Origin of the sequence: Pyrobaculum calidifontis JCM 11548, from assembly GCF_000015805.1 — an archaeon.
GTDB lineage: Archaea > Thermoproteota > Thermoprotei > Thermoproteales > Thermoproteaceae > Pyrobaculum > Pyrobaculum calidifontis.
Genome location: NC_009073.1, coordinates 1,944,227 through 1,970,814 on the forward strand (window position 1 = coordinate 1,944,227; position 26,588 = coordinate 1,970,814).

The window sequence follows — 26,588 nt, forward strand, 5'->3', positions numbered from 1 at the left end:
AGACGTGATTGACATAGGCAGAGAGTTGCAGGTGGCAATAAACACTGGCAAGGTGATTATAGGGCTTAGGGAAACTAAGAAGTCTCTCCTAACTGGCGCGCCGAAGTTGGTAATAATAGCGGCAAATGCCCCCAGGTGGGCTAGAGAAGACATAGAATACTATGCGAAGCTGGCGGGAGTGCCCATTTTCACATTTCCAGGTTCGAGTATAGAACTGGGCGCCGCGGCGAAGAGGCCTCATAAGATAATGGCACTCGCCGTAGTTGACCCAGGTCAGAGCGAAATTTTGAAGCTTGTGGAGCATGCCTGATATCAGGCTTACTGAAGATGAAATTAGGTACGCCACTCTTTTCGAGAGCATAACGGGGGTCACCCCCATAGACGTCGTAGTAGACCACGAGTACTCTCGTATCATATTTGTGGTACAGAAAAACCAAGCGGCGCTGGCCGTGGGCAAGGGCGGCGCTAATGTGAAAATGTTGCGCCAAATAATTGGGAAAGACGTAGAGGTAGTAGAGGCAGGCGACACGCCAGAGGAACTTATTAAAAACAGTCTGTACCCGGCAAGGGTTATCGTGGTGAAAATTACAAAGGCGCCGTCGGGGGCCAAGGTGGCTATAACTACGGTTGTGCCAGAGGACAAGGGAATAGCGATAGGGAAGAACGGCCGTAACATAGCTAGGGCAAAGCTTTTGGCCAAGCGTTATTACGACATCGAGAAAATTATCCTGGCATAAAGTTTATTAAGCAAGCAGTTGCGGTAGGCGTGCCTGGGAAAAAGTCGCCGTACGGCCTCTTCGCAGGCGGCAAGCTTAAGAAAAAGCGGCAGAAGTTTAGGTGGAACGACGTGACTTACAAGCGCAGGATGTTGGGCCTTGCAGAGAAGTATGACCCACTTGAGGGCGCCCCCATGGCTAGAGGAATAGTGCTCGAGAAAGTTGGAGTTGAGGCGAGGAAGCCTAATGCCGCCGTCAGAAAATGCGTCAGAGTACAGTTGGTAAAAAATGGGAAAGTAGTGACAGCCTTTGTGCCATACGACGGTGGCTTAAACTACATAAATGAGCACGACGAAGTTATAATAGAACGCATAGGAGGCCCCGAGGGCAAGTCTCTTGGAGACATCCCGGGGGTCAGGTTTAAAGTCGTCAAAGTAAACGGCGTATCTCTCTGGGCCATTTGGCGTGGTAAAAAGCAGAAGCCGACAAGGTAAATGCCAAAGGTCTCCATAGTTGAAAAGTCGCAGTTTTTTGCCAAGGCAGTTGTAGAGGGCGTGCCCCCATCGCTTATAAACTCGCTCAGGAGGGTAATCATCTCCGAGTTGCCCGTCTTAGCCATAGACAGCGTGGTTGTGGTTAACAATACGTCGGTGATGTACGACGAAATGTTGGCGCACAGACTTGGCCTTATACCGCTTACAACGCCGCTCAAAGACCTGCCGCCGATAGAAGACTGCGAATCGGGCCTCGTGGACCCCTCTGAATGCACCGTTAGGCTTACTCTCCAAGTAAACGCGACAGGAGATGTGGTGGTATATGCCGGAGACCTAGTGGCCGATAGACCAGATGTCGCACCGGTATATAAAGATATTCCAATTGTAAAACTTGTAGAAGGCCAGTCAGTGGTTGTTGAGGCTTATGCGAAACTCGGCCGAGCCAGAGATCACGCAAAGTGGCAAGCCGCACTGGCAAGCTACTACTACTATCCCAAGGTAGTTGTGAAGAGAGAGGAGTGTAGAGAAATGTGTAAAGAGGTGTGCCGCAATCTTGAAAACCCGTTAGAGTGCACGTTTAACAAGGCGACCACGTGCAAAGAGATGTGCGGAGGCGGCATCGTGGTAGAGTGGGAAAAGGATAAGTATGTGTTTTGGATTGAGTCGTTTGGGAATTATGACGCCGAGACTGCGTTGCGCGAGGCTTTTAGAATATTGAAGAAAAAATTTGAAGACTTTCTAGACGCCTTGAGCAGGAAGGCTGAGGCAAAACTTTAAATACTGGGCATCTCGGGGTGGCGGTATGCCTCCTAATCCCACGGGTCCGACAAATAGGCAGTTGAGGATGCTTATCAGATTTCTTAGAAAGGCCGCCACTGCCAACTCTGCCAACATATGGAGGGCCATTGCCGAACTCGTGGAGAGGCCTAGGCGGAGTAGAGTTGTAGTCAATGTGGGCAAGCTAAATAGAGTTGCCAATGATGGAGACGTAGTTGTAATCCCTGGGAAGTTGCTTGGCGGAGGCGAGCTCAAAAAGCGTGTCGTTGTAGCGGCCGTCAGCGTAACTCCAAAGGCGTGGAAGAAGGTGGTAGAGGCCGGCGGAGAGGTTTTGACAATACCTGAGTTAGTTAGGCGGAATCCCAAGGGGAGCGGCGTAAAGATAGTGATATGATCGTCAAAAAAGTTCTCGACCTTTCGCAAATACCTGAGAAAGGCGAAATAGTAATAGACGCCGAGGGACACATAATGGGCCGTCTTGCGTCATATGTGGCCAAAATCCTGTTGTCTAAGCCTGAGCTTCGGGTGGTGGTGGTGAACGCGGAGAAACTTGTTGTGACGGGGGATAGGAAGATGGTAGTGGAGTGGTTCATGCGCAAAATCAGCGAGTGGAGGACTCACTACAATCCTGAGAAGGCTGGGCCAAAGATACCGAGGAGGCCCGATAGGGTATTTAAGAGAGTTGTCAGGGGGATGTTGCCCAAGAAAGTTGAGAGTGGGCGTGATGCGTTAAAGAGGCTTAGGGTCTATATGTCGATCCCCCTGGACTTTATTCAGCGGCGGCGCCTAGTCCTCTATGAGGTTCCTGCCGCCAAGCTGAGGGTTAGGCCGCTCATGCAGTTTGTGACACTTGAAGAGGTGTGGCGCAGTATTGACCCAGCGGCGTGGGAGAAGTGGAACAAGGCCAAGGAGGTGTGGGCGAAAAAAATAAAACAAGCAACCAGCGGATAGGGTTATGGAAGGCGAGATGCCTTGGGTCTCTATCTTGCAGGAGAACCCCAGAGTCATTATCTCTGTAGGGAAGAAGAAAACTGCGGTAGCCAGGGCCATAATTAAGCCGGGGATGGGGCGGGTGAGAATTAATGGATATCCCCTTGAGCTTTGGCCGATAGAAATGGCGAGAGTCAAGATGCAAGAGCCTCTCATTCTCGCCGGCGATTTGGCTAAGAAGGTGGATATTGAGGTTAATGTGAGAGGTGGGGGGTATATGGGGCAGGCAATTGCCACTAGGATCGCCATTGCCAGGGGTCTTGTAGCTTATTTCCAGAGCGAGGAATTGAAGAAGCTGTACGAGGAGTACGACCCCTACATGCTTAAGGGAGATCCCCGTAGGACTGAGCCTAAAAAGCCTGGAATAAAGCACGCGAGAAGCAAAAGGCAGAAGGCTTATAGATGATTATTCCAGTTAGGTGTTTTACTTGCGGAAAGCCGCTGGGCCATCTCTACGCCGTTTTTAAAAAGCGGGTGCTGGCCGGCGAACATCCCGGCCGTGTCCTTGACGAGCTGGGCGTCGTTAGGTATTGTTGCAGAAGGACCTTAATGGCCCATGTGGAGTGGATAGACGACTTGCTGGTTTACGAGAGAAGGGGCTAAGTTTTATATATTGGAGGGTTTAAGGCTCAATATGTCGAAGTCGTCGCAACAAGTAAAGCTCCCATCTCCTATTAAAGTGCTTACAAAGATGTTAAACAAGGAGGTGGTGGCGCGGCTTAAGGGCGGCATTGCCGTAAAAGGCGTATTGACCGCCTACGACAGTTGTATGAACCTAGTGTTGGACGACGCCGCTGAGCTCGACCGAAGTGGAGAACCAGTCACTCGGTATGGCCGTATAGTGGTCCGCGGGTCGCAAGTTATATATGTCTCAGCCATCGACGTGTCCTCATGATAGTCGTAGAGAAAGTTGATAAAATTCCGACGGCCAAGCGGCTTGTTGAAATAGTGGAGAGGAAGGGCCAAGGGCACCCAGACTACATAGCAGATGGGATTTCCGAGTGGGTGAGCCGGTACTTATCTAGGTACTACCTGGAGCACTTCGGCGTAATTCTACACCACAACGTGGACAAGACTTTGGTAGTTGGCGGCCAGGCTGCGCCTAAGTTCGGCGGGGGCGAAGTTATACAGCCCATATACATAATAGTGTCAGGCAGAGCCACTTCAGAAGTTAAGACAAAAGATGGGACTGTGAAGATACCGCTTGGAACCATTGTGATCCAAGCCGCGCGGGATTGGCTGAAGAGCCACTTTCGTTTCCTAGACCCAGACGTGCATACAATAATCGATTACAGAATTGGTCAAGGCTCGGCCGATTTGGTGGGCATCTACGACTTGGGAGTGAGGGGGGTGCCTCTCGCAAACGACACATCGGTCGGCGTGGGTTATGCCCCCTTGACGCCGCTTGAGGAGCTTGTGTACAAGACGGAGAGGTTGTTGAATTCCCGCGATTTTAAGTCCAAGTACCCCGAGGTTGGCGAAGACGTCAAAGTAATGGGCGTTAGAGTGGGGAAGGAGGTCAAATTGACGGTGGCGTGCGCCATGATTAGCCGACTTGTCAAAGATAAGAGTCACTACATCTCAGTGAAAGAGGATGTAAAACGCGCCATTGAAGACTTGGCGGCTAAGATTATGCCAGATTACAACGTGGAGGTCACCGTAAATGCGGCAGACAAGCCGGAATACGACATATTCTATCTCACGGTGACAGGCACATCGGCTGAACACGGTGACGATGGAATGACGGGGAGAGGCAATAAGGCAAACGGGCTCATAACCCCTATGCGCTCCATGTCTCTTGAAGCGGCTGCCGGGAAGAACCCCGTCAGCCACGTTGGCAAGATCTACAACGTCGTGGCGCAGAGAATCGCGGATAGGATATACAAAGAGGTAAAAGACGTCGTAGAAGTCTACGTGGAGGTAGTTTCGCAGATCGGCAAGCCGATAAACGAGCCCAAGATCTTGAACGTGGAAATATTAAGCAGTGGCGAGCTGACTGGCGAACTGCGCAGAGAAGCCGAGGCTATTGCTAAAGAGGAAATGGACCGAATAACGCAGGTAACTGAGCTAATTCTGAGAGGCGAAGTAAGCCTATACTAGGCCCCGACGGTACTCCTCCACTATTTTCTTTAAGTCAACGCCTTTGCGCTCGTCTAACCTCCTCTTAATTTCGGCTACGAGCTCCGCCACCTTGTCCATGTCTACTACGTAGAACTCGCCGAGGTCTAGCTTCACCACCTCCTTGAGGGGCACCCCGAGCGACTTGCGCGCAACTGCCTCATCGAGACTTTCAAAGTTTTTACATATGGTCCCGGCATATTCGCCGCCGCGGCACTCGGACAGCTCAGTCTTGTGAACCACCCTGTATCTCTCTCTGTCCATGAGGACTTCTACAAAAGTCTTCTTGAGCGAGTTGATCTCCGCCTCCTTTTCGCCTAATGTTCGCAGAAGCTGCTCTATTCTCATTTGCATTTCCCTGTATTTGACGTCCTTCCACTTCTCGTCTTCCATTGCCCTACGCAAGGCGGCATTCTCTCTCCTCAACTCCTCTACTTCCCTCTGCAACTGTTGGTTCTCGTACTGCAACGCCTTTACAAGCGAGGACAACTTCTCGTCTTCTGAACTACAGGGCTTTTCGACCGTTATATACACCACCCTTGTCTCACCCCTCTCCTTTCTCTTAAGCGCCTCGGAAACCGCCTGCGCAATAGAGTAGCCTCTTATTACCAGCGCCTTCGCATACGCCATCTGCTCCGGCTTAAGAATGGCGCCAAACTCTTTCTCAATTCTCTCAAACTTGGGCTTGTACTCCAAATACGCCCTATACGCCGCGGCCAGCGCATCTCTCTCATGAGTAGTCTTGACCCGCCAGCCAGTTCTTTCAACTATCTGCGCCTTTTCCTCCGTCGACAAGTCTCTGCCAGGTGTGTACAACGCCGCCCCCACCATTGCGGCGAGGCGTTTGACGTACTCCGGGGCCTCTCCCACGTCTGTCGCCACGAGGACGGGGACGCCCCACTGTTGTACATATCTAACTAAATCCCCGCGTGAAAAACTGCGCCGTGCCACCGTGTCTAAAACTTCCCCGTCCAGCGTCAAAATGGCTAAGCCTGTCACAACGCCTGGGTCCACGCCGATTATTAGGTAGCGCAATGTATGCGCCTCCTCGCCGCGTTTGGCTGGGAGAGAAAATATGGAGACTGCCACGTCTATGCTCCTCATGGGCTTGACGTAGCGCCTCACCACCTCTCTATTTGCATACACTACAAACTTCGCAGAGCTCACCTCGCCAGACTCCTCTTTTACAAACAAGTCGTAGTCTAGTTTAGCCTCCTTAAGCCTTGCCTCGATCTTGGCCATAAGCGCCTTTATCCTATGAGTCACATTCCTCATATACCGATTCCTGCTCATGCCGCCCGGCGTCGTGGAAATGCGGCGGTGTATCAAGATTACGGTCTCCTCTTCAAAAAGTTTAACCGGCGTGCCTACCCCCCTCTGTGCAAGCATGGCTAGGTAAAACGCGGTCTCAAGGGGGTCTAGCCGCCCCTTTTCAACACCGAAATATTCTCTGACAAGGTCCTCGGTGCTTTTAAGCTCCATGCCCCTGGTGACCTCCACCACGTTAACCACGTAGGGCAGTCTGCCCAACGCCTTGATCAACAGCCGGCCGTGTTGAAACAGCTCGCTTACGCTGTCGACAGCCAAAACTTCGCAACGGTATTTTTTAAACAGATTAACCAAGTTGCGTACGTCTGTTACCCCTCTCTCCACGACGACATTATTCTCAAGAACCACGTAGGCAAATCCGCCGCCAGGCACAACGTCTATGCCAAGGATGGGCACGTGTTACATTCTCAGGTTTTTATTTATGAGCTCCACAAACGCGTCCCCCATGCCGCGGCCGAGCTCGAAGTCCTTTAACTGAAGCTCAACCCCAACCCTTCGGAAAAACGCTGAGATGTTCTCAAGGTCGCGTCTTAGATACGCCTCGGCGCCTGGGCTATCTGTAGGCATCCACTGCGGCCAGTCGATGACGTAGCCGCGCTCTCCGGCAATGACGTTGTAGGGAGAAAGGTCTCCGTGGACGATGCCTATGCGCAAGGCCGTGGCCACCGTCTCTAACACGTCCTCCGCCACTCGTCTAAAGTCGCAACTCCTACATCTATACAACTCTACGCCGTCTATATATGCCATAATAACGACGTGTCTATTCACCGCTATGGGCTCTGGGACGTGCCCCCCCGCTTCGAACACTTTTTCAAGGGCAAAGTACTCGGCAAGCGCAGAGAGCCTAGTTTCGTATACCTGGGCGAGGTGCGCGTACTTTTTCACAAGTCTTTGAAACGCCTTCTCATACCTAAAGACAGAGACTCCGCCCCTGTGGAACTTGACGGCGAGTTTAAAGCCAGAGGGGCTCTCCCCCACGTAAACTACCGCCTCCTTGCCAACGCCGACGGGCGTGGGAGACAGCTTCAAGACCTTTCTCTTAACCCTTAGAGTATGTATTGCAAGCACGTCGTAGCCTTGCGCCGTTATCTTCCACCCAAGATATGGGGCAACATTGCGGCGTAGTAGGCCGAGGTAGTGCAACCGCCGAATTATCTGCGCCACCTCTTCGCGTCTACATCTGCACCACCTCTCAATAACCTCCTGTGGCACAAATTCGTACCTCCTATGCCCAGCCTCAATCATCCTCAGAACTCTCAAATCCCTCTTCTCCAGCTGGCCATACGCCTCTACGACGTCTTTTATCACATATATACCCCGGCTACGTCTTTTAAACGTGAAGAGGATTGTTACACTAGTTTCAAGAGAGCAGGCCGAGGTTGGCCACAGATTTAGAGTTTTTGGCATACCAGACGAGTGTAGAGAGTGTAGGCTCTACTCTGTGTGTCTCGGGCGGCTGACCCCGGGCAGAAGCTACATAGTAGTGGAGGTGAGACCCTCGATGGGGCAGAAGTGTAAGATTACTGGCGGCGAAATGGTGCCCGTGGTGGTGGAAGAGACCCCCATAGTTGGCCTGCTACCGCTTAACAAGGCGTTGGAGGGCGTCGTAGTTACTTACGAGGACGAGTGCGCCGGTTGCGATGGATGCCCGAGCAACATGGTGTCCAAGGGAGAGAAGATTAAGGTTGTAAAAGTGTTGGGCAGAGCCAAGTGTCGCGGCCGCGAATTTGCTATCGTCGAGTTTTACGCCTTAGGAGCGCCTTCACTCTCAGGAGCAAGTTCCGCAGGGATTTCTCAAGCCCCCTCTCGCGTGCCTCTTTCAAAACCTCCTTCAAAATCGCCTTCGCCTCAGAAGTCTTCCCCTCGAGGGCCAACCTCTCGGCTTCCCTAAGCCTAGTGATTAACTTTGCCGCCACAGCCTCTAGCTCCTCAGCCATGAGGGGGCATATGGTAACGTTTTAAAAGTTTTAAGCCAACGGCCTCTGTGGACCGCGTCGCGGTTTATATCAAGAACCTAGAAGAGGCCTTGTCCACGCTCGTGTTAAAAGACCCGGCGTATAGAGACGTGGTCGAGTTGGCTCGGGCATACCTCAAAGACGCCAAGTACTACTACTCTGTCGGCGATAGAGAGACTGCCCTCGCCACAGTTTCATACGCGGAGGGCCTCCTCGATGCACTGAGGATCATCGGCGGCGCCGAGTTCACTTGGAAAAAGCCTAGCGAGGTGAAAAACACGAGGAGGGTAATGGTGGCTGGGACCTTTGAGATACTGCACCCCGGCCACTTGGCCTATCTTAGAGAGGCTTGGAAGTTGGGCTACGTCACGGCCGTAGTATCGTCGGATCAAAACGCCGAGCGGTTCAAAGGCAGGAAGATCGTTATACCACAGAGTCAACGCGCCGAGGTGTTATCCGGCGTCTACTACGTGCACAGAGTCGTGCCCGGGGGCGAGGGGAACATCTACGACATTCTCGATGTGGTGAAACCCGACGTAGTACTACTCGGCCCCAACCAGAGGGTATCAGAAGACGACGTCAAAAGAGAGGCGGCTAAGCGCGGTCTTAACATTGAGGTACTACGAGCCTCCTACACCCAGTGCGAGCTCTGCAGTACAAGCAAGATCATAGAAAAGATACTGCGCACATTTAATGCTTAACTTAGAAGCCGCCAAGAAGGTACAAGAACTCCTCTCCAAGAGGGTTGTACTCAAGCCTCTACCCCCCGTGGACACGGTGGGCGGCCTCGACGTCTCCTATGCAAGCGGCCTCGCATATGGAGTCGCAGTAGTCGTGAAAGTAGACGACATACAGCCGGTTGAGGTGGCGTATTCAATAAACAAGTCGGTAATGCCGTACGTCCCAACTTTCTTGGCATTTAGAGAAATTACGCCGATGCTCAGGGCATATCTAAAACTGCGGAACAAGCCCGACGTCATACTTGTGGATGGGCACGGCTTGGCGCATCCAAGGCGGTTTGGAATAGCCTCGCACATAGGGGTAGTCTTAGGCAGGCCGACGATAGGCGTGGCTAAATCCCGCCTCTACGGAGAGGAGCAGGGAGAGGCGCTGATAGACCCCTCAACAGGAGAGGAAATCGGAAGAGTAATCCGCTGCGGAGGCAAAAAGAGGTACATCTCTGTGGGCTCTCACGCAACGCTAGAAGACGCCACGGCGCTAGTGGAGAAGCTGTGTAAAAACGGCGAAATAGTGCCAGTGGACTTAGCCCACAAACATACACAGTTGGCCAAGCGTATAAAGCCCGAGAAGTTTGACCAGTGGGGAGAGGCGCTACTTGACTATTAAGACGGGGACCCGCGCCCTAGATGCCACGGCCTGTGAAACAGAGCCCAAGACAAGCCGCTGAATCGTCGACAGCCCCCTCGAGCCCATCACTATTAAGTCGGCCCTAATCTCCTCCGCATAGTTTAATATCTCGTTCGCAGGCACGCCGCTCCTCACCGCGACGTCGGACACCGCGAGGCCGCTACTGGCAATTTTCTCCGCCGCCTCTGCGGCAATCCTCTTGGCTTTTTCCAAGGCCTCTTGCGAGGGGTCCACGGCTACTGTGATAACGTATAGAGAAGAGTTCAATACCTTCGCAAGCGATACGGCGTGTTCAACCGCCTTCTTTGCGTGGTCAGAGCCGTCATATGCCACTAGAATCCTCTTATACATATCCTATATTGGTCATAATCTTTTTATCTATTTTCCTCCTGATCCGAGCACAAGTAGTCCTCTTATAAAGTATCGGCCGAGTGCTATGAATAGTAGCAGAGGAGGTAGAGAAGATATAAGCGCGGCAGCGAACATCTCGTTGTATAAATTGCCAGATTGCCCAATGTAGCTGAATACCTTGAGAGTTATGTGATTGTTATAGGTTTTTGAAAGCACCAGTGGTATGAAGAAGTTATTCCACCCGTTGATGGTCAAATAGGTAGCAGTAGAAGTGAGGCCGGGACCCAGCAGGGGGAGCACGGCGCTCTTAAATATCGCGAATTCACTTGCTCCATCTATCTCTGCCGCTTCTACCACAGATTTGGGCAACGCTGTTATGAATATTAACATCATAAGTGTTGCAAATGGTATAAAAAATATTAAAAGTCCTAGTGCTATGCCATATAGAGTATCAAAAAGACCTATATAAGTCATGAATCTAGCCAAGGGAACTGCCGCGGATTGATATGGTAGATATGTCGCAATAGCGACTAGTATCATTAATAGGTCTTTGCTCTTGGCCCTACTTCTCCATAATGCATATGCTCCCAAGGCGCCTATCAGCGTCGCCCCAAGCGCAGTAGGCACCACTACTAGCGCAGTGTTTAATAGAACTGGTGCCAACTCCTGGGCCACTTTATATAGTGCGCTAAAATCTAGCCTATTTGGAGGCGTATATACCGGCGTGGCAAGGACGTCTGAAAGAGGTTTTACGACGCCTACTATTAGAGTATAAATTGGGATTGCCCAAAAGATGCCAATAACTACTATCAGTAGATGTGCGAGGATTTTCATCGTATCCATCTCCTAAGGCTGAACATGGAATACGGTATGACTATAACCGCGGAGAGAATTATTATCACTATAGCGGTGGCGCTGGCCACAGCTAGGTAAAAAGCTGTAAATTTCATAAAAGTGTACATAACTAGAGTCATTACATTTGGATTTATGAAAAGTATAGAGTATGGTAAATCAAACATCTGTATGGCAAAAAGTGTAAAGAATATTGTTGAAATTATAAAACTTTGTCTAGATTGTGGTATAACTATCTTGAGCATTGTGTATAGCCTACTTGCGCCATCGACTTGAGCGGACTCCAGCTGAGCCTTTTCAACATTGTAAAACATAGCCAAGTAGAATAGCACCGCGAGCCCTGAGTAAACCCACACAGAGACAAGTGATATACTCCAAAACGCATTTCCCCCATAAAGCGGGTTTCCCAGGAGAGAGCCAAATCCCCTGTCTGAGTCTAGTAGCCATCTCCAAATAATGCCAGTAGTTACCAGGGAAAGAGATAGAGGATAGATGAAATACGCCGTGAGCATGTTTCTAACTCTAGGACTTTCAAGGTTGTAAATTAGGGAAGCTACAACAAGGCCTACGACATTGCCCAACGATACAAGTATGAAGATCCAGAGAAGAGTTTTAGCGAATGCTTCTTGGAATAGGGGATCGCTAAATAATTGCGCATATGTATTAAAACCAACAAAACTTTCATATGGAGTGAGAATAGAATAATTTGTTAATGAATAATATAAATTCCACAGTATAAACGAGTATAAAAAAGTTATAGCAATAAAAAGCGGTAGTAAAAAAAGTATAAGAGATTTTCTCATTTAACCCAAGGTGGCTGATAGCCGCCGAAGGGTTTCCCAGGCGCTCCCATGTACCAAGTATCCTTCCAGAGGGATCTCTCGGTATTGAGGGCGCTGGCCAACGTATTGTACCATAAGTCGGTCCGACCCGTTTGTACGAGTACAATGGACTGTTGTAGCAATGACTGCCACACGTCAGAGAATAATGCGCCGTGTGTTAGGCTAAATACATAGGCCTTGGCATTCCTATACTCCTCCACCTCCCACCTCTGTATAGGCGTGGGATATATGGCTGGGTCTATGTTCTTATAAACCGCTATGGAGCCCTTAAGCGGGTTGAAAATCGACTGCCCCTCCGGTCCCGCGAAGTATTTCACAAATTCTATCCCCATCTGCGTAGTGGGAGACCCAGCGGGTACTGCCACCGCGTCTATAACTAGGTTGTAAATACCTTGAGTTCCAGGGAATGGAGCCACTATTATATTGCAGTCTGGCGTGACAGCAGTGTAGGGGCACATCTTCACCTGTGGATAGACGTTGTATATCAACCCCACTACCCAGTCGCCATCTACATGCGCCAAGCCTTTTCCAGCAACTAAGTCTGCCACAGCCCCCGTCCAATCCAGAGAAGGCCAATTAGCAGGAAATGTCTTCGAAAGCGTCAAGAACACCTCTGTGGCCTGGCGTAGAGAGGGGTCGTCTGGGGGCAGTGTTCCATACGTAAATATTATGAACTTCTGCGGCCCGGCTACGGCCAAAAACACTTGCTCCCATAAGTGCAGTATTGTGAACTGGTCGGCGCCGGCTTGCAGTAGGCATGGGATGCCCATGGAGGTTGCCTTATTACATAGGGCAACTAAGTCGTCTAAACTCTTGGGAACAGAACCACCAATTTTGTCTAAAACCTGTTTATTTATAAATATGAGATTTGCCCTGTGTATATTAACTGGCAATGCGTATACTTTCCCGTTCAGGGAGCACGCCGAAAGTACGTCAGGCGCTTGAGTCGTCATATCTATTTCCTTTGCCACACTGCTCAACTCTACAAAGCTGGCCTCCCCCTTCGGAGCCACATAGATATAGCTCAGAATCTCAGGCCCACAGTGCACTTGAAACGCCGCAGGCGGATTCCCCGCCTGCATTAATGCCAAAATTGCAAATTTGGCGTTTACACCAGCGCCGCCGGGCACGGCGGTTTTCTCTACCTGAATACCCGTCTTCTTTGTAAAGTTCCCAATAACTGCATCTATTGCAAATCTTTCAAGGCCAGCCCACCAGGTGTAGAATGAGATTTTCTTTACCTGCGCCGTCGTCTGAGCGGGGGGTGTGGGAGCCGTCTGTGTAACCTGCGGCGCTTGTTGCATGGTGCCCAGAATATATGCAACGACGCCCACAACAACGACTAACACAACTATTGCAAGAAGCTGGGATGTCTTCATAGAAAAACATAGACTTCTAATGCTTTTAAAGTATTGCTACGTCGCCCAACGTAGCAGTGCCTTAACAAGGAGGATCAAGACTTAAATACACATACTCAAATAGAGGCGCCGGGGTGGCCGAGCGGCCCAAGGCGCGGGACTCGAGGGCTAAGGCGGGGATATCCCGTCCCCGTTCAGGGGGCGTGGGTTCAAATCCCACCCCCGGCGTGTCAAATTTCCCTTGTCTTGCGACTAAAAGTAGAATGCGGAAAAGATCTCTGTACTCGCATCGTCGACGCTGTGTTAGCGTTTAGGTCGAATTATTAGACTTGGCCGCGGGTTGGTAAAGTTTTTATACCGCGCCTGTCTTGGCTTCCTATGTCGATTAGGGGTGCTCGTATCTATGGCCCGTCGCCTCCAGCGGATTCGACGACAAACTGGCCTTTGGCGCCGTTGGAGAGGGGGGTGGTTTTTGCTTGTCCTAACTGTGGGAAGACGACTATTGTGAGAAGTGCTAGGGCGCGGAAGCTTGGGGTGCCGTATAGGTGTCCTGAGTGTGGGTTTGTAGGGCCGTAACTCTTTTATAGCTTTGCGAATTTGGCGTACCCATGTCGGCAGAAGTGGCGTTAGTATATAGGGTTCTCCCAGAGAGCGTTGAGGTAGACGTTGAAAAGTTGAAAGAGGCGATAGTCAATAGGCTTGCGCCAAAGTATAAGGTTGACAAGGTGGAGGTGGAGGAGATTGGGTTTGGCATTAAGGCTCTTAGGTTCTACATTAGGATGCCCGAGTCTGACGAGTATAGCTCTGACGAGGTGGAGGAGATTCTCCGCTCTGTGGAGGGCGTCGGTGGTTTTGAGCTTGAGTATTTCAGCAGGCTGAGCTTCTGACACGTTTTTATACCTAGTTCGAACTTTTTGTCGTGAGTGAGTGGATTGAATTAAGAGTTCTCGAGAGCAAGGCACGGGACGCTAATCGTCCAGTGGTGAGGATAGACCCCGAGGTTATGGAGAGGGCGGGGATAATGGTGGGCGACGTGGTTGAAATCGTTGGGAGGAGGAGGACTGCCGCTAAGGTGTGGAACGGCCTTCCCGAGGATAGGGGCAAGGGCGTAATTAGGATGAACAGCATACTTAGGAAGAACGCCGACGTGGCTCTCAACGAGACTGTAAGAGTGAGAAGGGTCGAGCCAAAGCCCGCGGCGTTTGTAAAGCTTGCACCCGTGTCTATGACCATCGCCGTTGATGCAAACTTCCTGCAGTACATTAAGCAGAGGTTGAGGGAGTACGTGGTAGTTGAGGGCGACATGTTGCAAATCCACGTGCTTAGCCAGCCTCTCACATTCCAAGTAATTCAGACCAAGCCCTCCAACTCCATTGTCATAATAAACGACGACACGCAGATTCAGATATTTGAAAAACCGGTGTCAGGCGTCAAGATCCCGCACGTGACTTGGGAGGACATCGGCGATTTGGAGGATGCTAAGCAGAAGATTAGGGAGCTTGTGGAGCTTCCTCTTCGGCATCCTGAGCTTTTTAAGCACTTGGGCATAGAGCCGCCTAAGGGCATTCTGCTTATTGGGCCTCCTGGCACTGGGAAGACGCTTTTGGCCAAGGCCGTGGCCAACGAGGCTAACGCCTACTTCGTGGCCATTAACGGGCCTGAGATCATGTCTAAGTACTACGGCGAGTCTGAGGCTAGGCTGAGAGAGATATTTGAGGAGGCTAAGAAGAACGCCCCCGCAATCATCTTCATAGACGAGATCGACGCCATAGCGCCCAAGAGAGAGGAGGTGACCGGCGAAGTGGAGAAGAGAGTAGTGGCACAGCTCCTCACCCTAATGGACGGACTACAAGAAAGAGGACAGGTAATAGTCATAGGAGCCACAAACCGCCCAGACGCAGTAGACCCAGCGTTGAGAAGGCCGGGAAGATTCGACAGAGAGATCTGGATTAATCCTCCCGACTTCAAGGGCCGGTATGAGATACTTGTTATACATACCCGGAACATGCCTCTGGGGCCCGACGTCGATTTGAGAAAACTCGCCGAGATTACACACGGCTTCACTGGGGCCGACTTAGCCGCCTTGGCGAGGGAGGCGGCTATGAGCGCGTTGAGGAGGGCTATTCAGAGCGGGCTTATTGACCTGAACCAACCCTCTATACCCCCCGAGGTGTTTGAGAAAATCAAGGTCACAATGGCCGACTTCATGGGCGCGTTGCGGGAGATTATCCCCTCTGCCCTCAGAGAGGTGCACATAGAGGTGCCGCGGGTCCGCTGGGACGACATAGGGGGCCTTGAAAATGTAAAACAGGAGCTGAGGGAGGCCGTGGAGTGGCCTCTTAAGTACCCCGACCGCTTTAAGAAGTTCGGCCTGAGGGCCCCCAAGGGCATACTGTTGTTCGGCCCGCCAGGCACTGGGAAGACGCTTTTAGCCAAGGCCGTTGCCACCGAGTCTGGGGCCAACTTCGTGGCAGTTAGGGGGCCGGAGATCTTCTCCAAGTGGGTGGGCGAGTCTGAGAAAATGGTCAGAGAGATCTTTAGAAAGGCCCGTATGGCGGCTCCGGCCGTTATATTCATAGACGAGATTGATGCGCTGGCCACGGCTAGGGGGCTTGGCGGGGACTCTCTCGTAAGTGAGCGGGTTGTTGCACAACTCTTGGCAGAGATGGACGGCATAAAGGCCCTGGAGAACGTGGTGGTAATAGCGGCCACAAATCGCCCCGACTTGGTAGACCCCGCGTTGCTGAGGCCGGGCAGATTTGACAGAATTATATACGTGCCGCCCCCCGACTTTAAGGCCAGGCTTGAGATCTTGCTCATACACACCAGGGCTACCCCCTTGGCCAAAGATGTGGACTTAGAGGAGATAGCTAGGAGGACTGAGGGCTACTCAGGCGCAGATTTAGAGCTCTTGGTAAGAGAGGCGACGTTCCTCGCGCTTCGCGAAAACATAGACACAAAGGAGGTCTCCATGCGCCACTTCGAGGAGGCGCTTAAGAAAGTTAGACCCTCTGTGACTCCCGACATGTTGAAGTTCTACGAGTCTTGGCTTGAGCGCGCCAGACAGTTAACTACTCCGACCAAGGCCAGGGCAACGCCTCCGCTGTACCTATGATCCTCACCACTGTGGGAAACGTCGTGGAGATGCTCCTGAGGAGACAGGAAAGTGTCACAAGCGACGATATTAAGTCCGTATTGGCGCGGGCCGGCGTACAGATAAGCGACTCGGAGTTGGCTAAGGCTCTCATGACGCTTGAGATTTATAAAAAGATCTACGTCAGGCGGGTGAGGCGTGAGAATAGAGAGGTTTTCCAAGTCTTCAAGCGTAAATAATATTTAGTTGTTGTATATACATGGGCGTTACTGAGCTAGGCAAACTCATTGGAAAAGAGGCTAGGCGTGAGATAAAGCTGGAAAGTTTGGCCGGCAAGTGCGTTGCCCTCGACGCCTACAACGCGCTTTACCAATTTCTCGCGTCTATCCGCCAGCCCGATGGAACTCCGCTTATGGACCGCGCGGGGCGTATAACCAGCCACCTCTCCGGCCTATTTTACCGCACGATAAACCTACTAGAGGCGGGGGTTAAGCCTGTGTATGTATTCGATGGGAAGCCCCCCGAATTTAAGCTCCTAGAGATTGAACAGCGGAAGAAGGCCAAGGAGAAGGCTTTGGAAGAGGTGGAGAAGGCAATAAGGGAGGGGAGGAGGGAAGACGTGGCCAAGTACGCAAAGAGGGCGATCTTTTTGACGAGTGAGATGGTGGAAGATGCAAAGAAGTTGTTGACCTACATGGGTATCCCGTGGGTGCAAGCCCCAAGCGAGGGCGAGGCGCAGGCCGCCCACATGGCCAAGAGGGGGCACTGCTGGGCCGTGGGTAGCCAAGACTACGACTCTCTGCTTTTCGGTTCGCCCCGCCTAGTTAGAAACCTAGCCGTGTCTCCCAAGAGAAAGGTAGGGGAGGAGGTGGTGGAGCTCTCGCCAGAGTTAATAGAGCTAGACGCTGTGCTTAAATCGCTCAAGCTGAAGGGCAGGGAGCAGTTAATCGACTTGGCGATACTCTTGGGCACAGACTACAACCCAGAGGGGGTGCCGGGTGTGGGGCCTCAGAAGGCGCTCAAGCTCATATGGGAGTTCGGGAGCCTAGAGAAGCTCCTCCAGACCGTGCTAAAGGGCGTGCAATTCCCCGTAGACCCGCTTAAGATTAGGGAGTTCTTCCTAAACCCGCCTGTCACAGATCAGTACAGCACAGAGCTCTCTACCCCCGACGAGAGAAAGATCGTGGAACTGCTCGTCGAAGAGCACGACTTCTCACAGGAGAGAGTGGCCAAGGCCTTGGAAAGATTGGCTAAGGCCAGGGGGAAGGTTAAGACAACGTCTCTCGACGCGTTTTTCTAATGGCGGCTAGGCTGGTAGCCGAGTTAGTAAAGGAGGGCGTGATTAAGTCTGAGAGAGTAAAAAACGCAATGCTGAAGGTGCCGCGTGAGGAGTTTGTGACTCCGGAGTATAGGATGATGGCTTACGAAGATAGGCCACTCCCCCTCTTCGCCGGGGCCACAATCTCTGCGCCCCACATGGTGGCCATGATGTGCGAGCTCATCGAGCCGAGGCCCGGCATGAAGATACTTGAGGTGGGCACTGGGTCTGGCTATCACGCGGCTGTCTGCGCAGAGGCTATAGAGAGACAGGGCAAAGTGTACACGGTGGAGATAGTGAGAGAGCTCGCCATATTCGCCGCGCAGAACCTAGAGAGGTTGGGATACCTCGGCGTAGTTGAAGTATACCGCGGAGACGGCAGACGGGGGCTTGAGAGGCATGCTCCCTTCGACGCCGTGTTAGTAACCGCAGCTGCCTCTGAGATTCCAAAGGCGTTGGTGGAACAGTTGAGAGAGGGGGGAGTCATGGTGATACCAGTAGAAGAGGGGGTGGGACAGGTGTTGTACAAAGTGGTGAAGAGCGGGGGGAAGGTTAAGAGACAGGCGGTTACATACGTCCTCTTCGTCCCCCTCAGAGAGGGCTAGGGCTCAACTCTATACCTGTCCCTTGGGTACAGCGTGGCGTGTCTCACATTGTCGAGGTTTAAGAGAGCCGTCACGAGGCGGTTAAATCCCAAGCCGAACCCCGCGTGCGGAGGCATGCCGTAGTCAAAGACGGAGAGGTGGCTTTCAAACAGCCTGGGGTCAAGACCGCGGCGGCGCATCTCCTCCTCTAGCTCGTCTCTTCTATGTATCCTCGTGGCTCCAGAGGCTATCTCTAACCCGTTGATAATCAAGTCGTAGGACTCGCTAAGCTCTCCCTCCTTCCTCTTGGTGTAGAAGGGCCTCAGCGCGGCTGGGAAGTCCACTATGAAGTACACCGGCCCATAGAGCTTCATCAAGCTCTTCTGCATTTCCACAGTCAAGTCGTCGCCCCAGCTCACAGAGTACCCCATCTGCCTCAGCTTATCCACCGCCTCGCCGTATTCAACCCTTGGAATTTTAGACCGCGGGAGCTCCAGAGGCGAGATGCCGACGGCCCTCAGCCTCTCGGCGGCCGACGCCGCCACCTCGGCCAGCCGGTGCACAATCTTCTCTAGGAGGCCCATGATGTCCCAGTAGTTCATAAACGCGGCCTCTGCGTCCACCGAGATAAACTCATTGAGGTGGAAGTCCGTGTTATGCTTCTCGGCCCTGTAAGCGGGGCCAATCTCAAACACTCGCTCAAGAGACGCCGTTAGTTGCTCCTTGTAGAGCTGGGGGCTCTGGGAGAGATACGCCACTCTCTCAAAGTAGAGCACTGGGAAGAGCTCGGCGCCGCCTTCGGTGCTAGTCACTATAATCTTCGGCGTAAACACTTCCACAAACTTCTCCTCGTACAACACGCCGCGGATAGCCTTAAGCACGTCTGAGGCAAAGGAGAATATCGCCAAGTTGCGCGGCCTTTTCAAATCCACAGACCTCCACCTCAGGCGCGTGGCCAAGTCGGGAGACTCAGACCAAATGTCCAAGGGCAGAGGCTTGGCCTTGTTCAAAACAGTTATCTCACTTGGAAAAATCTCGACACCACTTTTCGCGATTTTACTAGCCTCAACGACTCCCCTAACCAACACCACGTCCTCTCTGTTCAACTCGCCAAACATTTTCAAGAGGTGCTCAGGGGTCTTCCCCGCCTTAAGCGTGACTTGCACAAAGCCCTCTCTGTCTCTGACAACCAGAAACTTCACCCGCCCCAAGTCGCGCAGTTCCCACACCCAGCCAGCAACTACAACCTCTGCGCCGTGCTTCTCCGGAGTAACGTCCGAAGTCCAGTGCAATTTGAGAGGCACAGAGGAGGAGAAGACTAGGTAAAAAAGCTAAGCCCTCAATTCCCTCTCTCTCACTAACTCGACTTTTACACTGGCCCCAGATATCTGGCTAATTATGGCCTGCAAACGCTCAGGCTTTATAGGCAACCGCCTCAGCTCCCGCGAGGGGATTTTTACAACCGTCTCCGTCGTGCCGTCCGGCAACCACGACGTAGAAATCGTCAAAAGCCTAGCAGGCGACACGAGCTGGGCAATCACCTCGTTCACAGAGCCGTACTCCACAACTTTTACACCACGTCCAAGAAGAGAGGCGAGCTCCTTCTCCAGTTGCATAAAGGCGCCCCTAGGCAGGCGCTTCACGTTCCTCATAAATACAATAACCAAGTCGTCTACCTCGTAGGATTTTACATACTCAACGTCGGAGAGATTTATTTTATGCCCAACCTTCAACAACGCGTCGCTCACCTCCACGTCTAGCCACTGATACCTCCCGCTGTCCAACAGCGACTGGCACTTGTGGCACAACACGCGCGTCTTTACACAGAATTCGCAAAAAGGTATCTTAACCATCGCCGCACTTAATCTAGAGAGATTAAATATTTTTTAAAACACCTATACGCCGTGCGGCTGGCCATCGTAGACGGCTACACAGACGAGCCCGCGGGACTCGGCGTGCCCCCCTACTTGGACGTGTATGCAAGGTATGTGGCAGGCGCCGCCTATTACGCAGGCGCAGAGGAGGTGCGCTATTTCACAATAGACCAGCTGAGGCAAGACTGGCCGACCTCCCTCTCCACGCTCTCGAAATTCGACGTGGTGGTCGTAGTGGCCGGGATAACGACGCCCGGAAAGTACCTAGGCGGCACACCCATTACCCTCGACGAGATACTCGACATTGGGCGGCTGGAGGGGCCTTTGAAAATCTTGGGCGGCCCAGTGGCCAAGTTCGGCTACGGCATAGAGGGCGGGACGGTGGCTGTTCCGCCTTCTAAATTCCGCCGCTACTACGACATAGTAGTAAGCGGAGACGTGGATCTAGTAGTGTACAGGGCGTTAAAGGATGGGCCAGAGCGGGCCGCCCCCTCGGAGATGCATGAGGGGTTCAGGCTCGTCGACGTATTTGCAAAGCTCGGCGCAAGGATTGTAACACAGCACCCGAACTACGGCAAGAACTTGATAGTTGAGCTGGAGACGTATAGGTCGTGTCCGCGCTTTGTCTCAGGCGGGTGCTCCTTCTGCACCACGGTGGCCTATGGCCCAGTGTCCACGAGGCCCATAGAGGGCGTGGTGGAGGAGGTGGAGGCGTTGTATAACGCGGGCGTGGTCCACTTCCGCCTGGGCCGCCAGGCTGACTTTTACGCCTATATGGCGCACGACGTGGGGAAGGAGGATTTCCCTAGGCCAAACCCCGCCGCCATAGAGCGTCTGCTGGTGGGGATTAGAAGCGCGGCGCCGGGGCTCAAGACTTTGCACATAGACAACGTAAACCCGGGCACCGTCGCCACATGGAAGCAGGAGTCGGCCGAGGTTACAAAGCTGTTGATGAAGTACGGGACCCCCGGCAACGTAGCCGCCATGGGGATAGAAACGGCGGACCCCAGGGTGATTAAGATCAACAACCTGAAGACCCTGCCTGAACAGTCTCTAGAGGCCATAGAGCTTTTCACCAGGATAGGCTTTGTGAGAGGCAAGAACGGGATGCCGTACATACTCGCCGGCATAAACTTCGTGGCGGGGCTCCCAGGGGAGACTGCGGAGACGTACCGGCTTAACATGGAGTTTCTAAGGCAGGTCTTAGAGAGGGGGCTGGTAGTTAGGCGCGTGAACATAAGGCAAGTCTTGGTGTTCCCCACGTCGCGCCTGTGGCCCATGGCCAAGAAGCTGACCGCGAGGCTTAGAGAGCGCAAGCGCCTCTTTCAACAGTTCAAAACGTGGGTTAGAGAAGTCTTCGACAGAGAGATGTTGCGCCGCATAGTCCCAAGAGGCACCGTGCTGAGAGAGGTGTTTACAGAGGTGCACTACCACGGCGGCACCTACGCCAGGCAAGTGGGGTCCTACCCGCTCCTCGCCTACATCCCCACGCGTGTAGAGCTCGGAAGGTATATCGACGTTGTGGTAGTGGACCACGGGTCTAGAAGCGTCCTCGCGCTCCCCTACCCAGTAGACGTAAACAAGGCCGACGTAAGGACGCTCAGCCACTTGCCCGGCCTCGATAGGAAGAAGGCGAGGCTGATAGCGAGCGGGAGGCCCTACAAAAGCGTGGAGGAGGTTAAGAGGAGGGTGGGAGAGGGGGAGTACTTGAAGTACATAACTGCTTAGGGCCGCCTCTGGGCGCCCAGTCTGTAGACCACGTATATTGTGAAGGCGATAAACGCCAAGACGACTATGTCGAAGAGGTTTACCAAGTAGCCGCCTAGGGGCACGTCCGGCGTCCTGAGGCCCGCCGCGGCGAGGTAGAGGAAGAACGCGGCCACCCCGAGCGAAAACCCGGCATAGGCGTATACGAGCCTCACATGGGCGGGGGAAAGCCCGGTTTATAAATGTCACTTATAGAGCTTCAGCTTGCCCGTCACCGCGTCCACCAGCTCGTCTGGGGCGGGGCCCACGCACATGGCCGTCGGCGTGCCCGGCGGCAACTCTGTGAGGCCGGCGTCTACTACGACGGCGGTGGGCAAGTCGAGCGACTTGGCCTTGTTGTAAAGCTCGTAAAGCGCCTCGACGCCCTCGACGGCGAGGACAATCTTCTTCTGCCCCTCCCCAAGCCACTGGTCGAGCCACCGGCGCCACTTGCCGCTATTCTGGGCGAGCAGTACGCACTCCACGGCCGCGTGGCTGGCCTGCGCCGCCGCCTTGCCGCAAGACATGCCCAAATCCCGCCTAACGACAATCGACATCTTCACACTAGGCAAGAAACGGGACAAAAAATAAGTAAAACGCACAAAACTTAAATACAACATCAAACCGCATTTTATGGCTCGGAAACTGGTAATAACGGTTCTACTGCTTGCCGCAGTTCTTGTCTACGCCCAGGCGGTAAAAGTTTCTGGGGCAAACCCCGCCGTATTGGAAACAGACTCACAAGTCCTCGCCAAGCTCGTGGTATCAGACCTCAACGCCTTTGCGGCACAGTGGAAAGCCGACGTGAAGAAGGTCACGGCAAAGGTCGGAGGCAGAGAGGTGGCGGCTGTCTCAATCTCCGTCAACGGCATAAGGCTTACCGGCAGGCCGTCAGACGCCGGCGCCGTGTTGTACTACAGGGGGAAGGCCTCTGGGCTAAAGGCGCTGGTCCAGTCCCCCTATGTACAACTGGCCTATGTGAAAGTAGTGCCCGAGGTGCCCCCGAGGGAGTTCTTCGACGAGGCGCGCAACTTGGCAGAGGGCACCCCCATGCCCACTCTGCCGGTCATGAGGGAGATAATCGGCGCCGCTAAAGTGCAAGAGCTGTTCGGCGTAAACGGCACAGGCGTGGTAATCGCCGTAGTAGACACCGGCGTCGACTACGGCCACCCAGATCTACAAGACGCATTGGCGTGGCTCATCAAGACCAGCGACGGCAGAGAGATAATCGCCGCCTCCATAGCCCTCTCCGGGACGTCGCTACAGTACAAGACGCTGAGGGGACAGCCGGGGTCTATCCCACTGACCCAAGTGGCGTCAGTGGAGCCGCTTGTGCTAGACGCAGACGAGTCCCAAGTGATCTTGCTAGTCGGCCTCACGGCGTCTGGGGGCTACCTACAGACAGCGAACCGTCAGTTCAACGTGATTGACGGCGTAGACATATACAGCGTCACGGCGCAGTGCAACTATAAGGTGGCCGGCCTGCCTAGCAGAAGCGGCGTGTACAAATTCGGCATGACTAACCTCTACATACCCTGGTACGGCGGATATGTCAACGTGGGCGTCGTCATGTACGACCCAGACCAGCCCGGCATATACACCGCGGCGCGCGTCGACATCAACAAAAACTGCGACTTTACAGATGACCCAGAGCTACGCTACTACGGCAATAGGCTAATCGTCGACAACCCCGCGGCCCCCACAGTCAGCCTAGGCGTCGCAGGCGGCTACTTCTACGACTGGGGACTCTGGTTTGACGTATATGCCAAGTTCTACCCAGGCTGGGACCTGGACGGGAATTACCTCAGCATATTCTACGACTTCGACAGCCACGGCACAGCCTGTAGCTCCGTGGCCGCCGGCAGAGGCAAGGCAGTCTACAACCTCGGCCTCTTAGGCCAGCAGAGGCTGGTGGGCATAGCGCCGGGAGCCAAGGTACTCGGCGTCAAGGGGCTGTGGGCCGGCATGGTGGAGCCGGGCATGATGTGGGCCGCGGGCTTCGACGTGGGACAAGACGGCAGGTGGTACTGGACTGGCCAGAAGCGCGCACATGTAATAAGCAACAGCTGGGGCATCTCATCGTTCATATACGACTACGCCGCATTTGGCTACGACTTTGAGTCAGCCGTCATAAACGGGCTCGTGGCGCCGGGCTTCCTCGATAGGAACTACCCCGGCATTATAATAGTGCATGCTGGCGGCAACGGTGGGTACGGCTTTGGCACAATAACAAGCCCCGGCGCAGCCATCGGCGCAATAACAGTGGGAGCTGCCACAAGTGGACACTATTGGCGGGCGTTAGGCACACCGTTCTACGGGTACAGGTGGGGCGACATCATAAGCTGGTCTCTGAGGGGGCCGACCCCCGCTGGCTATGTGAAGCCAGACGTGGTAAACGTGGGAGCCTTTGGAATAGCGGCGTACCCCGTGGGCTTGAACTGGGGCACATTTGGAGGCACTTCGCAGGCCACGCCTCTCACCGCCGGCGTAGTTGCCCTAGTGTTAAGCGCCGTGGCCGACGCCAGAGACCCCGCCACCGTTGATCCCTTCTTGGTTAAACAAATTTTGGCAAGCACAGCGGTGGACATAGGCTACACGCCGTTTACCGCCGGCCACGGCTTCGTCAACGCCACAGCCGCCGTAATAGCGGCCAGGGCCTACTTCGGACTGCCAGCTCCAAAGGCCCCACTGGCACTGTTTAGGACAAACTCTCAGGTGAACCTGGGCGCCTCTTGGAACTTCCAGTGGAGGATCAACATCCCGCTATACTTCGGCTACTTCCTTAACAACATTCTGACAACGCAGTGGGAGGGACAGTTGCAAATGTCAACTATTCCACAGCCGCAGATAGGCATGACAAGTCTCTACTTGTCCACGGTGCCAGGAGGGCAAGCCACTGGGACTGTCACAGTGACTTCGACGAGTTCTAGACTAGACGTCAGCGTCAGCGCGGTGACGCTGACCCCAATTTATAGGAAGACTGTCACACGGAATATACCCGTTGGAACTCTCGGCGGATATTTCACGATGTCTTCGCTGGGGATCGACGAGACTGTTTTGAAGCAAGCCGATTTAGTTGTGTTTAGAATTTCGTATCCCTTCCGCGCATTCGACCCTGAGTTTGACTATAACATGAATGTTAGGCCTGTTCTCTGGGTGTTTGGGTGGACTGATTTGAACAACAACGGCGCTCCAGAGGTTAATGAGCTTACTTGGTATAACTATGGCTATCAGAGGGGCACTGCCGTTGAGGTCCCAGTGGCGAGGCTCGGCGCTAGAATGGCGCCGAACGAAAAGCTGGTGGTCAGAATAGACATAAGGCCCGTTACAAGTCCGTATCCTCCGTCTGTGCCAGTCACGCTTGAGGTTGTGGCGTTTAAGAGGGCGCCTGCCCCCGATGTGCAAGTGATTCCTACTAGGGTGGTGCTTCAGCCGCGTCAGAGCTACACTTTCACAGTTGTGGTTAGGCCGCCTGCAAATGCGGCGCCCACGGCTTATGAGAGAATATTGCTCTTCACGATTAATGGGACTACGTATGTGGTTCCGATTAGCTACGTGGCTAGACAGAGCGTGCCCGTCAACTCTGAGTTCGCCCTGACTGGCAGACCATCCGACTGGTGGTACAACGCCAGTGAGCTACGTGGCGGGAACGACTGGGCTTGGAGGTATGAGTCTGGCGACTGGCGTGTCTACTATATATCTACGCCGACATTGGCGAGGGGGCTGTACATAGACTTCAGCTGGATGTGCGCCAACACTTCGCTGATACTTTACACGATAACTGATGGCGGCTTCTTCGCAGGGTACTTCTGGAACCAGGGTGTCACCTACCACCAGTATATTGGCAGCGGTAAGTTCTACTGGACGGGCGTCGGCGGCACAACTAGGCTGGTCGCTGTGCCATCTGCGTCGTTTGCCGTGCCTATCTCAGTCGCCGGCTATGCATACACCACGATGTCTGCCTCTTACCCGGTCGACGGAGTCCGTAGCTTCACCGTGGTAGTGCGGTCGTCTCTGTATGGTGGTTGCGCCACGTCTGAGGCTGTGAGCGGCAAAGTGAGGCCGTTTATAGAGGGCGGCGATGTGCCGGTGATATTTACCTCCTCGCCGTTTGTCAGAGTTACTCTCAGTAGGCCACCCCTCGACTACTTGCTTGCTCACAAGTTCGCCACTGTGATGGGCGGCGGGTTTGTGGTGCCGATGTTCATCGTCGGGACTGACTTGAGGTTTAACATGTTGTACATAAGGACCCCAGTGTTTGTGGACTACGTAGCGCTTCTCTACGCGCCTCAGTACGCCGTGTGGTATAGGACGAGCGGGAGTAACGTCGGCAGATATCCGTGGTACGCGGTTGAGGGGGTGAGCGTTATTGGCTAGCCAATTTTTCAATCTCCAAGATTTTTTTAGCCGCTTTTAATAGTACTTGTCTTGTCTCGTCTCTGGCCACTAGCTTGAGTGCCTCTTCCTTGGTGGCCCATAGGTAGGCATCGTGTTCTTTTGAGAGTGTGACGTCTAGGGAGCTGGCTTTGGCCAAGAAGTATATTATCTCTTTGTATATTGTGCGTCCCTTTCTTGAGTATCTGTATACGATCTCTTCTCTGAAGTGTGGGACGAGGGAGACTATGAGCCCTGTTTCTTCTAGGATTTCTCTGAGGGCGGCTACTTCGTCGGTTTCGTAGAGGCGTACGAGGCCGTGGGGGAAGTCCCAGCCGAATTTTCCGTGTAAGAGTAGGTAGAGTACTCTGTCGGCTTCTACGGCGTATACCACGGCGCCTGCGGAGCGCTCAAAGTATCTCACTTATTATTGTTATGTGTCAGTATA

The 26,588-nt window shown here is 53.3% G+C and carries 32 protein-coding genes and 1 tRNA gene; 22 read left to right on the top strand and 11 right to left on the bottom strand.

Annotation, left to right across the window (positions count from 1 at the left end; translation table 11 throughout):
• Nucleotides 1-4 precede the first annotated feature (4 nt).
• From PCAL_RS11110 to PCAL_RS11155, 10 genes are read left to right on the top strand one after another with little or no spacing between them, the layout of a single operon-like run.
• Nucleotides 5-310 (top strand): 50S ribosomal protein L30e, encoded by a 306-nt coding sequence (locus PCAL_RS11110; RefSeq protein ID WP_011850767.1) that lies wholly within the window; start codon nucleotides 5-7, stop codon nucleotides 308-310.
• A complete protein-coding gene (locus PCAL_RS11115) occupies nucleotides 303-737 on the top strand; it encodes a NusA-like transcription termination signal-binding factor (RefSeq protein ID WP_011850768.1) in 435 nt (144 codons plus the stop codon). The genes PCAL_RS11110 and PCAL_RS11115 overlap by 8 nt, the downstream gene beginning before the upstream one ends.
• Nucleotides 738-766: 29 nt before the next feature.
• A complete protein-coding gene (locus tag PCAL_RS11120) occupies nucleotides 767-1,210 on the top strand; it encodes a 30S ribosomal protein S12 (protein ID WP_011850769.1) in 444 nt (147 codons plus the stop codon).
• The gene (locus tag PCAL_RS11125; protein ID WP_011850770.1) at nucleotides 1,211-1,987 is read left to right on the top strand and encodes a DNA-directed RNA polymerase subunit D; all 777 of its coding nucleotides are present in this window, start codon (nucleotides 1,211-1,213) and stop codon (nucleotides 1,985-1,987) included. It begins immediately after the preceding gene.
• Nucleotides 1,988-2,012: 25 nt separating this feature from the next.
• Nucleotides 2,013-2,381, top strand: a complete 369-nt coding sequence (locus tag PCAL_RS11130; protein ID WP_011850771.1) for a 50S ribosomal protein L18e — start codon at nucleotides 2,013-2,015, stop codon at nucleotides 2,379-2,381.
• Nucleotides 2,378-2,938, top strand: coding sequence for a 50S ribosomal protein L13 (locus PCAL_RS11135; RefSeq protein WP_011850772.1), 561 nt, complete (start codon nucleotides 2,378-2,380; stop codon nucleotides 2,936-2,938). The genes PCAL_RS11130 and PCAL_RS11135 overlap by 4 nt, the downstream gene beginning before the upstream one ends.
• 4 nt (nucleotides 2,939-2,942) lie before the next feature.
• Nucleotides 2,943-3,383, top strand: a complete 441-nt coding sequence (locus PCAL_RS11140; protein ID WP_193322731.1) for a 30S ribosomal protein S9 — start codon at nucleotides 2,943-2,945, stop codon at nucleotides 3,381-3,383.
• Nucleotides 3,380-3,580, top strand: a complete 201-nt coding sequence (locus PCAL_RS11145; RefSeq protein ID WP_011850774.1) for a DNA-directed RNA polymerase subunit N — start codon at nucleotides 3,380-3,382, stop codon at nucleotides 3,578-3,580. The genes PCAL_RS11140 and PCAL_RS11145 overlap by 4 nt, the downstream gene beginning before the upstream one ends.
• A 31-nt stretch (nucleotides 3,581-3,611) precedes the next feature.
• Entirely contained in the window at nucleotides 3,612-3,872 is a 261-nt protein-coding gene (locus PCAL_RS11150) for a U6 snRNA-associated Sm-like protein LSm6 (RefSeq protein WP_011850775.1), read from the top strand.
• The gene (locus PCAL_RS11155; RefSeq protein WP_011850776.1) at nucleotides 3,869-5,077 is read left to right on the top strand and encodes a methionine adenosyltransferase; all 1,209 of its coding nucleotides are present in this window, start codon (nucleotides 3,869-3,871) and stop codon (nucleotides 5,075-5,077) included. Before PCAL_RS11150 ends, PCAL_RS11155 begins: the two co-directional genes overlap by 4 nt.
• On the opposite strand, the gene PCAL_RS11160 is transcribed toward PCAL_RS11155, so the two are convergent.
• Nucleotides 5,069-6,820 carry a DUF460 domain-containing protein gene (locus PCAL_RS11160; RefSeq protein WP_011850777.1) on the bottom strand — a complete coding sequence of 584 codons (1,752 nt, stop codon included), beginning with the start codon at nucleotides 6,818-6,820 and terminating at the stop codon, nucleotides 5,069-5,071. The genes PCAL_RS11155 and PCAL_RS11160 overlap by 9 nt on opposite strands.
• 3 nt (nucleotides 6,821-6,823) lie before the next feature.
• Nucleotides 6,824-7,732: an RIO1 family regulatory kinase/ATPase domain-containing protein gene (locus PCAL_RS11165; protein ID WP_011850778.1), complete on the bottom strand. Its 909-nt coding sequence runs from the start codon at nucleotides 7,730-7,732 to the stop codon at nucleotides 6,824-6,826.
• A 28-nt stretch (nucleotides 7,733-7,760) separates the two neighbouring features.
• Between PCAL_RS11165 and PCAL_RS11745 the strand changes: the two genes are divergently transcribed.
• From PCAL_RS11745 to PCAL_RS11180, 3 genes are all read left to right on the top strand, one after another.
• Nucleotides 7,761-8,315 carry a UPF0179 family protein gene (locus PCAL_RS11745; RefSeq protein ID WP_011850779.1) on the top strand — a complete coding sequence of 185 codons (555 nt, stop codon included), beginning with the start codon at nucleotides 7,761-7,763 and terminating at the stop codon, nucleotides 8,313-8,315.
• Between the two features lie 93 nt (nucleotides 8,316-8,408).
• Nucleotides 8,409-9,080 (top strand): DUF357 domain-containing protein, encoded by a 672-nt coding sequence (locus tag PCAL_RS11175; protein ID WP_011850780.1) that lies wholly within the window; start codon nucleotides 8,409-8,411, stop codon nucleotides 9,078-9,080.
• Complete coding sequence (locus PCAL_RS11180) at nucleotides 9,073-9,726, top strand: endonuclease V (RefSeq protein ID WP_011850781.1); 654 nt, start codon at nucleotides 9,073-9,075, stop codon at nucleotides 9,724-9,726. The genes PCAL_RS11175 and PCAL_RS11180 overlap by 8 nt, the downstream gene beginning before the upstream one ends.
• Here PCAL_RS11180 and PCAL_RS11185 read toward each other — a convergent pair.
• From PCAL_RS11185 to PCAL_RS11200, 4 genes are read right to left on the bottom strand one after another with little or no spacing between them, the layout of a single operon-like run.
• The gene (locus tag PCAL_RS11185; RefSeq protein WP_011850782.1) at nucleotides 9,712-10,098 is read right to left on the bottom strand and encodes a universal stress protein; all 387 of its coding nucleotides are present in this window, start codon (nucleotides 10,096-10,098) and stop codon (nucleotides 9,712-9,714) included. The genes PCAL_RS11180 and PCAL_RS11185 overlap by 15 nt on opposite strands.
• A gap of 27 nt (nucleotides 10,099-10,125) precedes the next feature.
• Nucleotides 10,126-10,932 carry a glucose ABC transporter permease GlcU gene (glcU, locus tag PCAL_RS11190; RefSeq protein ID WP_011850783.1) on the bottom strand — a complete coding sequence of 269 codons (807 nt, stop codon included), beginning with the start codon at nucleotides 10,930-10,932 and terminating at the stop codon, nucleotides 10,126-10,128.
• On the bottom strand, nucleotides 10,929-11,753 hold the full coding sequence (locus PCAL_RS11195) for a carbohydrate ABC transporter permease (protein ID WP_011850784.1): 825 nt from the start codon (nucleotides 11,751-11,753) through the stop codon (nucleotides 10,929-10,931). The genes glcU and PCAL_RS11195 overlap by 4 nt, the downstream gene beginning before the upstream one ends.
• Complete coding sequence (locus tag PCAL_RS11200; protein ID WP_011850785.1) at nucleotides 11,750-13,171, bottom strand: ABC transporter substrate-binding protein; 1,422 nt, start codon at nucleotides 13,169-13,171, stop codon at nucleotides 11,750-11,752. The genes PCAL_RS11195 and PCAL_RS11200 overlap by 4 nt, the downstream gene beginning before the upstream one ends.
• Nucleotides 13,172-13,278: 107 nt before the next feature.
• Here PCAL_RS11200 and PCAL_RS11205 point away from each other — a divergent pair.
• From PCAL_RS11205 to pcm, 7 genes are all read left to right on the top strand, one after another.
• A tRNA-Ser gene (locus PCAL_RS11205) sits at nucleotides 13,279-13,378 on the top strand.
• Nucleotides 13,379-13,528: 150 nt separating this feature from the next.
• Nucleotides 13,529-13,726, top strand: coding sequence for a zinc finger domain-containing protein (locus tag PCAL_RS11210; protein WP_011850786.1), 198 nt, complete (start codon nucleotides 13,529-13,531; stop codon nucleotides 13,724-13,726).
• Nucleotides 13,727-13,758: 32 nt separating this feature from the next.
• Nucleotides 13,759-14,037, top strand: coding sequence for an elongation factor 1-beta (locus tag PCAL_RS11215; protein ID WP_011850787.1), 279 nt, complete (start codon nucleotides 13,759-13,761; stop codon nucleotides 14,035-14,037).
• Nucleotides 14,038-14,069: 32 nt separating this feature from the next.
• On the top strand, nucleotides 14,070-16,265 hold the full coding sequence (locus PCAL_RS11220; RefSeq protein ID WP_011850788.1) for a CDC48 family AAA ATPase: 2,196 nt from the start codon (nucleotides 14,070-14,072) through the stop codon (nucleotides 16,263-16,265).
• Complete coding sequence (locus PCAL_RS11225) at nucleotides 16,262-16,483, top strand: hypothetical protein (protein ID WP_011850789.1); 222 nt, start codon at nucleotides 16,262-16,264, stop codon at nucleotides 16,481-16,483. The genes PCAL_RS11220 and PCAL_RS11225 overlap by 4 nt, the downstream gene beginning before the upstream one ends.
• A gap of 20 nt (nucleotides 16,484-16,503) precedes the next feature.
• Nucleotides 16,504-17,544: a flap endonuclease-1 gene (fen, locus tag PCAL_RS11230; protein WP_011850790.1), complete on the top strand. Its 1,041-nt coding sequence runs from the start codon at nucleotides 16,504-16,506 to the stop codon at nucleotides 17,542-17,544.
• A complete protein-coding gene (pcm, locus tag PCAL_RS11235) occupies nucleotides 17,544-18,167 on the top strand; it encodes a protein-L-isoaspartate O-methyltransferase (RefSeq protein ID WP_011850791.1) in 624 nt (207 codons plus the stop codon). Before fen ends, pcm begins: the two co-directional genes overlap by 1 nt.
• Here pcm and aspS read toward each other — a convergent pair.
• Complete coding sequence (gene aspS, locus PCAL_RS11240) at nucleotides 18,164-19,450, bottom strand: aspartate--tRNA(Asn) ligase (protein WP_011850792.1); 1,287 nt, start codon at nucleotides 19,448-19,450, stop codon at nucleotides 18,164-18,166. The genes pcm and aspS overlap by 4 nt on opposite strands.
• Nucleotides 19,451-19,477: 27 nt before the next feature.
• Nucleotides 19,478-19,999, bottom strand: a complete 522-nt coding sequence (locus PCAL_RS11245; protein WP_011850793.1) for a transcription elongation factor NusA — start codon at nucleotides 19,997-19,999, stop codon at nucleotides 19,478-19,480.
• 51 nt (nucleotides 20,000-20,050) lie between these two features.
• On the opposite strand from PCAL_RS11245, the gene PCAL_RS11250 reads away from it, so the two are divergent.
• Nucleotides 20,051-21,748, top strand: coding sequence for a radical SAM protein (locus tag PCAL_RS11250; RefSeq protein ID WP_011850794.1), 1,698 nt, complete (start codon nucleotides 20,051-20,053; stop codon nucleotides 21,746-21,748).
• Here PCAL_RS11250 and PCAL_RS11255 read toward each other — a convergent pair.
• Nucleotides 21,745-21,942, bottom strand: a complete 198-nt coding sequence (locus PCAL_RS11255; protein WP_011850795.1) for a hypothetical protein — start codon at nucleotides 21,940-21,942, stop codon at nucleotides 21,745-21,747. The two genes, PCAL_RS11250 and PCAL_RS11255, sit on opposite strands and share 4 nt — an antisense overlap.
• A 30-nt stretch (nucleotides 21,943-21,972) precedes the next feature.
• A complete protein-coding gene (pth2, locus tag PCAL_RS11260; protein ID WP_193322733.1) occupies nucleotides 21,973-22,329 on the bottom strand; it encodes a peptidyl-tRNA hydrolase Pth2 in 357 nt (118 codons plus the stop codon).
• 70 nt (nucleotides 22,330-22,399) lie between these two features.
• Between pth2 and PCAL_RS11265 the strand changes: the two genes are divergently transcribed.
• Nucleotides 22,400-26,143, top strand: coding sequence for a S8 family serine peptidase (locus tag PCAL_RS11265; protein ID WP_011850797.1), 3,744 nt, complete (start codon nucleotides 22,400-22,402; stop codon nucleotides 26,141-26,143).
• On the opposite strand, the gene PCAL_RS11270 is transcribed toward PCAL_RS11265, so the two are convergent.
• Entirely contained in the window at nucleotides 26,133-26,564 is a 432-nt protein-coding gene (locus PCAL_RS11270) for a bis(5'-nucleosyl)-tetraphosphatase (RefSeq protein ID WP_011850798.1), read from the bottom strand. The genes PCAL_RS11265 and PCAL_RS11270 overlap by 11 nt on opposite strands.
• Between the last annotated feature and the right edge of the window lie 24 nt (nucleotides 26,565-26,588).